Origin of the sequence: Nocardia carnea, assembly GCF_029869215.1 — a bacterium.
GTDB lineage: Bacteria > Actinomycetota > Actinomycetes > Mycobacteriales > Mycobacteriaceae > Nocardia > Nocardia carnea_B.
The window spans coordinates 1-10,589 of record NZ_JARWPM010000227.1 but is presented as its reverse complement, the minus strand read 5'-3'; the positions used below and the strand labels follow the sequence as shown (position 1 = coordinate 10,589).

The following is a 10,589-nucleotide window of genomic DNA, read 5'->3' as shown; positions in this document are numbered from 1 at the left end:
CCCCCCCCCCCCCCCCCCCCCCCCCCCCCCCCCCCCCCCCCCCCCCTTTATTCCCCCCCCGGCCGCCGGCGGGGCCCCCCCCCCGGGGTCCCGGTATCAGTGCACGACGGCTTTTTCCGCGCCGACGCCGGTCAGTGCCCTGACCTCCATCTCCGCGGCCTTGGCCGGGTCTTCGTCACCGCCCAGGTAGGTGCCCACCACACCGAGCACGAAGGCCAGCGGAATGGAGACGATGCCCGGGTTCGACAGCGGGAACCAGTCGAAATCCAGATCCGGCAGCATGGCGCTCGGCGAACCGGAAACCGCCGGGGAGAACACGATCAGCACGATGGTGGAGATCAGCCCGCCGTACATGCTGAACAATGCGCCGCGGGTGTTGAAGCGCCGCCAGAACAGCGAGTACAGGATGGTCGGCAGGTTGGCCGAGGCGGCGACGGCGAAGGCCAGCGCCACCAGGAAGGCGATGTTCTGCCCGTTGGCCAGGATGCCCAGCCCGATGGCCAGGACACCGATCACCACGGCCGTGATCCGGGAAACCCGGACCTGGGCGTTGTCGTCCACCTTGCCGCGGCGGATGACGTTGGCGTAGATATCGTGCGCGAACGAGGCCGAGGCCGTGATGGTGAGGCCGGCGACCACCGCGAGGATGGTCGCGAAGGCCACCGCGGAGATGATGCCGAGCAGCAGCACCCCGCCCAGTTCGAAGGCCAGCAGCGGTGCCGCCGAGTTCTGCCCGCCGGCCGCCGCCAGAATCCTGTCGGGCCCGACCAGTGCGGCCGCGCCGTAACCCAGCACGAGGGTGAACAGGTAGAAGGCGCCGATCAGGGCAATCGCCCAGACCACCGAGCGGCGGGCTTCCTTGGCGGTCGGCACGGTGTAGAAGCGCATCAGCACATGCGGCAGGCCCGCGGTACCGAGGACCAGCGCCAGCCCGAGCGACAGGAAGTTCAATTTCGACATCTCGCTGCCGCCGTACTGCGCGCCGGGGGCGAGTACGTCGCGGGCGGCCACCTTCGGATCGGTGGAGCCGGCGATGGCGCTCTGCGCGCCACCCAGGATGTCGGAGAGGTCGAACCCGAATTTCGCCAGCACCATCACGGTCATCACGGCCGCACCGGCGATCAGCAGGACCGCCTTGATGATCTGCACCCAGGTGGTGCCCTTCATGCCGCCGACCAGCACATAGACGATCATCAGCACACCGACCACGGCGATCACCACGGCCTGCCCCGCTTTACTCGAGATATCGAGCAGCAGGGCGACCAGCCCGCCGGCCCCGGCCATCTGCGCCAGCAGATAGAACAGCGATACGGCCAGCGTGGTGATCGCGGCCGCGGTCCGCACCGGGCGCTGCTGCAACCGGAAGCTCAGCACATCGGCCATCGTGAACTTGCCGGTGTTGCGCAGCATTTCGGCCACCAGCAGCAGAGCCACCAGCCAGGCCACCAGGAAGCCGATCGAGTACAGGAATCCGTCGTAGCCGTACACCGCGATGGCTCCGGCGATACCCAGGAAACTCGCGGCCGACAGATAGTCACCGGCGATGGCGATACCGTTCTGCGGGCCGGTGAAGCCGCGGCCACCGGTGAAATAGTCGGTGGCGCCGCGGGTGTTGCGGCCGGCCCAGAACACCACGATCATCGTGACGACGACGAACAGGGCGAAGATTCCGATATTGGCCGCGGGGTTGCCGACCGTATCGGCGGCGAACAGCGTGGTCACGACCCGCTTCCTTCCAGTTCGGCGCGCAGCGCGGCGGCGCGGGGGTCCAGTTCCCGGTTGGCGAACCGGACGTAGAGGCCGGTGATGAGGAAGGTCGAGACGAATTGGCCCAGCCCGAGCAGCAGCCCGATATTGACCTCGCCGAAAACCTCGGTACCCATGAAGTCGTGCGCGTAGGCGCCGAGCAGCACATAGCCGAGGTACCAGAGCAGGAACAGGGCGGTCATGGGGAAAATGAAGCGGCGCAACCTACGACGGAGTTCGGCGAACTCCGGGCTGGCTTGCGCAGCGACGAAATCGGTGGGCGCCGTGGGCTGCCCGCCGCTGTCGTCGAGATCCGTATCGGTCATGCTGTGTCTCTCTCTGCATGCCCGAGGGGCCCTACGTGGTTACGCAAGCTGCCACCTTCGGGCCCTGACTCGGTCATGCCGGTCCTTGCAATGTGATGTGTGTTACCTGGACTGAAGCTAGCGAGCCCGGCCGCGCGGCGACAGATGTGATGCCGGTCACTCGCTGAAGGTGGGCGACTGTGCGGTGAATGGTCGCTCTGACGCGATGAGCGGTCGGCGTGCGGGGCGGGTTTCTCAGCGATCCGGCCGGGGACCGGGCTCCCGGTCTGCGCCCATCCCAAGCCGTTCCGGGGCATGCATCCGGACGAAAACCCGGCCGACCTCCGGTGGTTTCGCGGTGCAGCGGCTCACCAGCACCATCGTCGCGAACGACAGCGGTACCGCGACCGCCGCGGGGTAGCCCAGTACCGCGGCGGGCCATCCGCCGGCCAGTTCCGGGGAGACGCCGCCGAAAACGGAGACCACGGTCGCCCCTCCGGCCACCACACCACCGACCACGAGCCCCGCCACCGCACCGGCCGCGGTGAGGCCGCGCCACCAGATACCCAGCACCAGCAGCGGGCACAGAGTCGCCGCCGCGAGCGAGAACGCCAGCCCGACCGTGCGGGAGAGGTCGAGCGACACCACGAACAGCGAAAGCCCCAGCGGGACGGCGCCCGCGGCCAGTGCCGCCACCCGGAAGTCGCGGATCTGCCCGCGCAGCACATCGGTGCTCAGCACCCCGGCGATACTCACCACCAGCCCCGACGAGGTGGACAGGAACGCGGCCATCGCGCCGGCCGCGACCAGCGCCGCCAGCAGCTGCCCCGGCAGACCCGCCAGCGCCGAGGACGGCAGCAGCAGGACCGCGGCGTCGGAGGTTCCGGTGATCAGCAGTTGCGGTACGTAGAGGCGGGCGAACACGCCGAGCAGCACCGGGAACAGATAGAACACCCCGACCATCGCGATGACCGTCAGCGCGGTGGTGCGGGCGGCGCGGCCGTCACGGTTGGTATAGAAGCGGACCAGGACGTGCGGGAGGCCCATCGTGCCCAGGAAGGTCGCGATCATCAGCGAATACACCTGGTACTGGGGATGGGGACCGGCGAATCCGCCACCGGGCCGCAACCAGTGCTCGCCGTCGGCCGGTGCGCCGGCCACCACGGGCACCGCCGACCCGGGTTCGAGCACGAGCCGGGTATCGCGGGCCAGCTCGTGGGTGCCCGCGGTCAGCAGCACCGGACCGTCCACCGGCCGGTCGTCCAGTTCACCGTGCACCGCGACCCATTGCGGTGCCGGTAACTGCACCAGCACCGGGGTGGTCACCTCCACGGTGGTGCGTTCGCCGACCGTCGGCGGGGCCGCCGCCCCGATCTCCCGTTCCGCCGGCCCCGTGCCGAAGAAATGCACCAGCAGAACGAGCGCCGGCAGGGCGACCGCGGTGAGTTTCAGCCAGTACTGGAACGCCTGGACGAGGGTGATCGACCGCATTCCGCCACCCACCACATTCGCCACCACGATGCCCGCGACCGCCACCGCCCCGACCCAGCCCGGCACACCCAGCAGAATCCGCAGGGTGAGCCCGGCGCCCTGGAATTGCGGGATCACGTACACCGCGCACACCAGCACCACCACCAGGGCGGCGAACCGGCGCGCCCGCGGCGAACCCAGCCGGAACTCGGCGAAATCGGGCACGGTGTAGGCGCCGGAACGCCGCAGCGGCGCCGCCACGAACAGCAGCAGCGCCAGATAGCCCGCGGTGAACCCGACCGGATACCAGAGGGCGTCGGCCCCGTATTTGGCGATCAGCCCCGCCACCCCGAGGAACGACGCCGCCGAGAGATATTCACCCGACACTGCGGCGGCGTTCCAGCGGGGACCCACACTGCGCGAGGCCACCAGGAAATCGGAGGTCGTACGGGCCCAGCGCACCCCGTACACACCGAGTGTCACGGTGGCCAGCGCGGCCGCCAGCAGGGCGGCCACCGTCAGACCGGAGGAGTTCACCGCGCCCGCCCGGTTCTCCGAGCGGCCGTAGCCGGCGTGCAGCGGGGCACCGTTGTCAATCCCCGGTCAGCTCGAGGAAATCGTGTTCGTTGCGTTCGGCCAGCCGCACATAGACCCGGCCGGTCAGCCACAGCAGCGGGTACGCCGCCGCGCCCAGGACCAGCCACGGCAGGCGGATCCCCAGCACCACCGTCTCCGCGATCGCGGTGATCCCGAACAGCAGCGGCAGCGCCGCGAGGAGCAGCCCCATCACCGCCGCGCAGCTCAGCGCGAGGCCCAGCTGGGCCCGGATCAGACCGCCGATCAGCGCCGCCCCGATCTCGGTCTGCTCGGCGACCTCCACCCGGGTCCGCACCCGGCGCGCACCGCGGCGTTCGGCCAGCACCACCCGCTCGCGCGGGCCCCTGGGCGGCGGCCCGATCATCGCCGGTCCGCGTGCGGCCCGTGGACGAGGCGCTGTTTGAGTTCACGCACCTGCCGCCGGCTCACCGGTAGCTCCACCTGTCCCGCGCCGCGCAGGCAGACCCGGGTCGCCGCACCGACCGTGCGCAGCCCGGTGACCCGGTCCAGCGCCACCAGGTAGGACCGGTGCACCCGCAGGAACCCGTCCTGCCAGCGCTGCTGTAATGCCGACAGCGGGATCCGCACCAGATGCGAACCGCTGTCGGTGTGCAGGCGCGCGTAATCGCCCTCGGCCTCCACCCAGCTCACCTGCGAGCGGTGCACCAGCGTCGTCACCCCGCCCAGCTCGACGGGAATCACCTCGTTCTTCCCGGCCGGCGCAGGCTCCGCACCCGCGCGGGCCCGGCGGGCCGCGACCCGCCGCAGCGCCGCACCCAGCCGCTCCTGCCGGACCGGTTTGAGCAGATAGTCCACCGCGCCCAGATCGAAGGCGGCCACGGCGTGGTCCTCGTGGGCGGTGACGAAGACGATCGCCGGGGGGTCGGCGAATTCGGCGAGCACCCCGGCCAGTTCCATCCCGTCCAGGCCCGGCATATTGATATCGAGGAACACCGCGTCGGCACCGTGCGCGCGCAATATCCGCAACGCACCGGTCGCATCGGCGGCACCGTGCAATTCGGTCACCGTGGGTTCGGCGCGCAGGAGATACAGCAGCTCGTCCAGTGCCGGCGGCTCATCGTCCACGGCCAGCACCCGCATCCGCCCGACCTTTCCCGCTACTTCGACCCGACCATGGTAGTCATCGCCGCAGGACCGCGGGGCCGGGTCCGGGTTTACCGGACACGACCACCGCCGCCGTCAGGAACCGAGCTGGTCCATCCGCCGCTGCATTTCCTCCGGATCGATCTCCTCCACATGGGTGGCGACCGTCCACTGATGACCCCACGGGTCGACGAACGAACCGGTGCGGTCGCCGTAGAACTGGGTCTCCGGCGCCCTGATCTCGGTGGCGCCGGCCGCCAGCGCGGTGGCATAGGCGGCATCCATATCCGCGACGTAGACGTACAGGTTGACCGGGGTGCCGCCGATCGAATGCGGATCCCGGAAGGCCATATCCGGGGCCGGATCGCCGAGCATCAGCACCGAATTACCGATCAGCAGCTCACAGTGCATGACGGTGCCGTCGGGTCCGGGGATGCGCATCCGCTCGGTGGCACCGAACACCCGCTTGTAGAACTCGACCGCGTCCGCGGCGCCCGCGATGGCCAGGCCGGGCGAAATGGTGGGATAGCCCTCGGGGACAGGGGAGACATCAGACATCACAAGACCTCCGGTCTCGGATCGTTTGTCGGATACCTGTCGAGCTTAAGCCCGCACCGCACCCGTCGCGGGCGATCGACACCGCCGCCGCGACGGCTCAACTGCCCAGCGCGACGGCTCAGCCGCCCCAGCTCACGTTCGTCTCGATGATCTGCCGCAACACCGTCGCGGTCCGCGGGTTGCGGTAGTACTGGTGCCCGCCGATGGCGATCGACCCGGCGACCGGGAGCGGCAACCCGAGATCGACGGTGATATCGCCACTACCCTGCATCACGTAGTCCTCGATATCGAGGGTTCCGGCCGCGTTGGGCAGATCCCAGGTATCGGAGGTCGGGGTCTGCGTGACATCCAGCCGGATGGACAGCCGGCCGCCGTCGCGGGCCACGAGAGTGGCCGTGGTGACCTGGTCCAGATCGACCCCCCCGCCGACCGACTGGCGTACCTGCCAGACCGCGCCGACGCCGACGGGTTCGTCCGGGAAGGTGATCGACCGGTACACTGCCTGATAGAAAGCCTGTTCGAGGGCGGCGCGCGCGGAATTCGAGGTCTCCGGGGAGGGCGCGAGCCGTAATGCGGTGATCCCGCCGAGTTCACTCATCTCCAGCCCGGCATGGGAACCGTCGGCGGCGGTGAGCGCCTCGGACAGCGCCGGATCGGGTGTGGTGACCTCGCCGAGGGTCAGTTCCACCCCGTCGGCACCGGCGGTGGCGGTCATGGGGATGGTGAGCGCGGGGCTGGAGAAATCCTGGACCTGCTGCGCATCGATCTGCTGCTGGATGTGGTGATCGGTGCGCAGGGTGACCGCCTGGATCGTGCCCTCGTAGTACGAGGGCCGCAGGGTCGACCGGGGTTCGCTCCCGGGATCCACCACGCTCACCTGCGCGGCGGCGATCGGGACCGTGACTTCCTTACCGATTCCGAGCGGTTCGGTGCCCTCGCCTTCGGCCGCGGTGTCCCCGGTATCGCTGCACCCGGCCCCGAAAGTGGTCAGTCCCAGCGCGAGAACCAGCATCAGCACTCTGGACCGCGCCTGGCGGGCCGAAGGAAGCGAACACAACACCGTCACGCCGCACAGCCTACGAGGCCTACCTGAGGATGGGCTGGGACATTCACATGAACACGGGAAGTACCACCCACGGGTGCCCACGTGCCGGGCCGGTCCGCCTCGAGAGATGATGGTCGGCGTGAGTGAGGACCGGCGTACGCGCGAGCAGGACCCCGACCGGCGCGACGAGGACGGAGAACAGCCCCGCCAGCGGCTGCCGCTGCTGCTGGCGGTCGCGGTGACTCTGTTCACTCTGGATCTGGTCACCAAGGTCGTGGTCGTGGCGCAGATCCAGCCCGGTGAACAGATTTCGCTGATCGGTGATTTCGTCGAGCTCGTCCTGGTACGCAACCCGGGCGCCGCGTTCTCCATGGCCACCGGGATGACCTGGCTGCTGACGCTCATCGCGGCGGCGGTCGTGATCGGAGTACTGCGAATCGGCCGCACCCTGCGCTCGCCGCTGTGGGCGATCGGACTCGGCGGTGTGCTCGGCGGCGCGTTCGGCAATCTGATGGACCGGTTGTTCCGGGCGCCGGGGCCGATGCAAGGGCATGTGGTCGACTTCTTCTCCGTCGGCTCCTTCCCGGTGTTCAATGTGGCCGACTCCTCGATCGTCTGCGGCGCGATCCTGCTGGTGGTGCTCACGGTGTTCGGGTTCGAACCCGACGGCACCCGCTACCGCCGCGATACGCCCACCGCCGAGGCGGCCGACGGCGCCGAGCGGCCCGGCGCCGAGACGCCCGCCGCCACCGCGGAAACCACCGATCCGGAAGGCACCCCGGCCACCGACTCGCCCCGCGACCCGGACTCCGGTACCCCGGGAGCCACCGCCGCTCCGGCCGCGCGGACCGGCGAGGATACAGCCGCATGAGGGAAACCAGGACCATGCCCGTCCCCGACGGGCTCGACGGAATGCGGGTCGACGCCGGGCTGGCGCGGCTGCTCGGCCTGTCCCGGACCGCGGTCGCGGCGCTCACCGAAGACGGATCGGTCCAGCTCGACGGCATCCCCGCCGGCAAGTCCGATCGGCTCACCGCCGGCGCCTGGCTCGAGGTCGTGTTCCCCGAACCACGGCGCGAACTGACCATCGAGGCCGAACCGGTGGAAGGGATGAAGATCCTCTACGCCGACGACGATATCGTCGCGGTCGACAAACCGGTCGGCGTCGCCGCGCACACCGGGGTCGGGTGGAGCGGGCCCACCGTGGTGGGCGGACTGGCCGCGGCCGGCTACCGGATCTCCACCTCCGGCGCCCACGAACGGCAGGGCATCGTGCACCGGCTCGATGTCGGCACCTCCGGCGTGATGGTGGTCGCGCAGTCCGAGCATGCCTACACCGTGCTCAAGCGGGCGTTCAAACAACGCACCGTGGACAAGCGCTATCACGCGCTGGTTCAGGGCCATCCCGATCCGAGCAGCGGCACCATCGACGCCCCCATCGGCCGGGCCCGCGGTAACGACTGGAAATTCGCGGTGACCTCCGACGGCCGGCCCAGTGTGACCCATTACGACACGGTGGAGGCGTTCCAGGCGGCCAGCCTGCTCGATATCCATCTGGAAACCGGCCGCACCCATCAGATCCGGGTGCATTTCTCCGCGATCCGCCACCCCTGCTGTGGTGATCTCACCTACGGCGCCGACCCGCGACTGGCCGAACGGCTCGGCCTGCAACGGCAATGGCTGCACGCCCGCTCGCTCGGCTTCCAGCATCCCGCCGACGGCCGCTACCTGGAGATCACCAGCGAATACCCCGACGATCTCGCCGGGGCGCTGCGCATCCTGCGTGAGGCCTGACGGCGTGACCGGCGGCCCGGAACCCGCCGCGCGGCCGTCCACCGGAGCGCGCAGCCGGATCCGTGGGCTGGGTTTCGGCGCGGCGGCCGCGTTCTGTGTGGTGCTCGTGGTCGTGCTCGGCATCCGGTACCCACCGGCCGGCGACGGTATTTCGACCGATCGCCTCGGGCCCGATACGGCCGAATCGATCACCGGATACCTGGACCGTGCCCGGGATTCGCTGACAGGCCCCGACGACGGTGACCGCTGGGCGCTGGTGTCCTTCACCGAGTATCGGCCGGCCGCCGCCCTCGCCGGGCACCTCACCGGCGTACGGGTGAGCCAGGCGCTCTACCAGGTGCCGTTGCCCCGGGTCGCGACACCGTTGGCGGCCGTACCGGTTCCGGACAGCCCGGCGGCGCTCGCCCGCTCCGGTGACGATGCCGCCTGGCGCCTGGCCGACCGCCGCCGGTTCGCCGCCGACGGCAGTCGAGGTGCCCGGATCCTGGACACCTCGATCGCCCGGCTGCGGGCCGGCTGCGCGTGCGCGCCCGGGGCACTGGTGCGGGCGCCGTTGTCGCGGCTGCGGGAACTCGCGGCCCGCCCTGATATCCGCGCGGTTCAGGCCCTGCCGGCCGACGCCGTCGCGGAACGGTTCGCCCTCGCGCCGCTGTTACCCGACAGCGCGGATCCGGTCATGCCGCCACCCGACGACGGCCCCGTGCCGCCCGGGTGATTCAGAAGTCCAGGCTCACCACACCGTCGAGGTATCGGCGGCACCGGCCGCTCAGCAGCACCCGGTCACCGGCCAGCTCGACCCCCAGCGTTCCGCCCCGCCGGGACAGCTGGCGTGCGACGAAGCGCTGCCGCCCCAGTTCGGCGCCCCACAGCGGCGCGAGCTGAGCGTGCGCGGAACCGGTCACGGGATCTTCCGGGACACCGACCCCGGGCGCGAAGAATCGCGAGACGAAATCCACCTCGTCGCCCGGCGCGGTCACGATCACGCCGCGCGGCACCGGCGGAAAAGAGCTCAGCGCGGGCACCACATCCCGCACCTGTCGTTCCGTGTCGACCACCAGCACCACATCGGTTCCGGTGAACGCCCGCACCGGATGGATACCGAGCGCGGCCACCAGCGCGGGATCGGGTTCGGCCGGTTCCGACGCGACGGCCGGCAGATCGAGGATGTAGAGATCGTCATCGGTGCGGTCCACCCGCAACCAGCCGCTGCGCGTATAGAAACTGACCGCGTCCTGCCCGGGCTCGATATCGGTGAGGATCTGCGCGGCACTGGCCAGAGTGGCGTGCCCGCACATCGCGACCTCGACCGCCGGAGTGAACCAGCGCAGGTGATAGGCGGGTCCGCCCGCGGGCGGCGCACCGGCCTCCGGAGGTAACTGCGCGGTGTAGAACGCGGTCTCGGCGAGGTTGTTCTCCTCGGCCAGTTGTTGCAGCACGCTATCGGGTAACCAGGCCGGCAATGGCATGACGGCGGCCGGATTACCGGAGAACGGTGCGTCGGCGAACGCGTCGATCTGGTGCAGCAATACCTCCATGCCCATGAAGGTACTCCAGAACCGAATACGCGCTGCGCACAAGCCATCTGGGACTCTATGGACCGCCACCCGCACGGCCCGGTCAGGCCGCGCGGGCCGGGAGGAATCGCCGTATCGGCGGGGCCTCGAGATCGGCGAGTCGGCCGGGGGTGCCGGGAGCGCGGACGATCGCGGGCCCGGCGTGTCCCGGCGCAGGAGGTGGGCCGCTTCCTCGGCGAGGCCCCCCCCGGGCCGCGGGGCGATACACTTATGGTGGTTACCGTCGCCCCGGTGCGGGGGCACCCGCGGCGCAGGCCCGACAGGACGGGCGGCAGTTTGCGGCCCACGCCGTGCGCCGATCGGCCCGCCCGTGGATCCGCAGTGTTTAGGCGACCTGGTCACCGATCCGCAGTACCGGGTTCAGCGATACCGCCGGGTCCTGCGGGACCAGCCCGA

General features: G+C 70.2%; 10 protein-coding genes and 1 pseudogene. 3 read left to right on the top strand and 8 right to left on the bottom strand.

Annotation, left to right across the window (positions count from 1 at the left end; genetic code table 11):
- Nucleotides 1-96 precede the first annotated feature (96 nt).
- The 7 genes from QH276_RS15790 to QH276_RS15760 form a co-directional block, all read right to left on the bottom strand.
- Nucleotides 97-1,722, bottom strand: coding sequence for a solute symporter family protein (locus QH276_RS15790; protein ID WP_280398414.1), 1,626 nt, complete (start codon nt 1,720-1,722; stop codon nt 97-99).
- Nucleotides 1,719-2,072 carry a DUF485 domain-containing protein gene (locus QH276_RS15785; RefSeq protein WP_280398415.1) on the bottom strand — a complete coding sequence of 118 codons (354 nt, stop codon included), beginning with the start codon at nt 2,070-2,072 and terminating at the stop codon, nt 1,719-1,721. Before QH276_RS15785 ends, QH276_RS15790 begins: the two co-directional genes overlap by 4 nt.
- 234 nt (nt 2,073-2,306) lie before the next feature.
- Nucleotides 2,307-4,058, bottom strand: coding sequence for a cation acetate symporter (locus QH276_RS15780; protein WP_280398416.1), 1,752 nt, complete (start codon nt 4,056-4,058; stop codon nt 2,307-2,309).
- Between the two features lie 55 nt (nt 4,059-4,113).
- The gene (locus QH276_RS15775) at nt 4,114-4,482 is read right to left on the bottom strand and encodes a hypothetical protein (RefSeq protein WP_280398417.1); all 369 of its coding nucleotides are present in this window, start codon (nt 4,480-4,482) and stop codon (nt 4,114-4,116) included.
- Complete coding sequence (locus QH276_RS15770; RefSeq protein ID WP_280398418.1) at nt 4,479-5,219, bottom strand: LytR/AlgR family response regulator transcription factor; 741 nt, start codon at nt 5,217-5,219, stop codon at nt 4,479-4,481. Before QH276_RS15770 ends, QH276_RS15775 begins: the two co-directional genes overlap by 4 nt.
- A 99-nt stretch (nt 5,220-5,318) precedes the next feature.
- On the bottom strand, nt 5,319-5,780 hold the full coding sequence (locus tag QH276_RS15765; RefSeq protein WP_280398419.1) for a VOC family protein: 462 nt from the start codon (nt 5,778-5,780) through the stop codon (nt 5,319-5,321).
- 118 nt (nt 5,781-5,898) lie between these two features.
- Nucleotides 5,899-6,840 (bottom strand): hypothetical protein, encoded by a 942-nt coding sequence (locus QH276_RS15760; protein ID WP_432278606.1) that lies wholly within the window; start codon nt 6,838-6,840, stop codon nt 5,899-5,901.
- Nucleotides 6,841-6,952: 112 nt separating this feature from the next.
- Here QH276_RS15760 and lspA point away from each other — a divergent pair.
- The 3 genes and pseudogenes from lspA to QH276_RS15745 all read left to right on the top strand — a co-directional run.
- Nucleotides 6,953-7,501 (top strand): annotated as a pseudogene (gene lspA / locus QH276_RS15755) (signal peptidase II); the annotation flags it as partial.
- Nucleotides 7,502-7,692: 191 nt separating this feature from the next.
- Nucleotides 7,693-8,619: an RluA family pseudouridine synthase gene (locus QH276_RS15750; RefSeq protein WP_280398421.1), complete on the top strand. Its 927-nt coding sequence runs from the start codon at nt 7,693-7,695 to the stop codon at nt 8,617-8,619.
- A 4-nt stretch (nt 8,620-8,623) separates the two neighbouring features.
- Nucleotides 8,624-9,334: a hypothetical protein gene (locus tag QH276_RS15745; RefSeq protein ID WP_280406789.1), complete on the top strand. Its 711-nt coding sequence runs from the start codon at nt 8,624-8,626 to the stop codon at nt 9,332-9,334.
- A 1-nt stretch (nt 9,335) separates the two neighbouring features.
- Here QH276_RS15745 and QH276_RS15740 read toward each other — a convergent pair whose 3' ends face one another.
- Nucleotides 9,336-10,154 (bottom strand): PhzF family phenazine biosynthesis protein, encoded by an 819-nt coding sequence (locus tag QH276_RS15740; protein WP_280398423.1) that lies wholly within the window; start codon nt 10,152-10,154, stop codon nt 9,336-9,338.
- Nucleotides 10,155-10,589 lie beyond the last annotated feature (435 nt).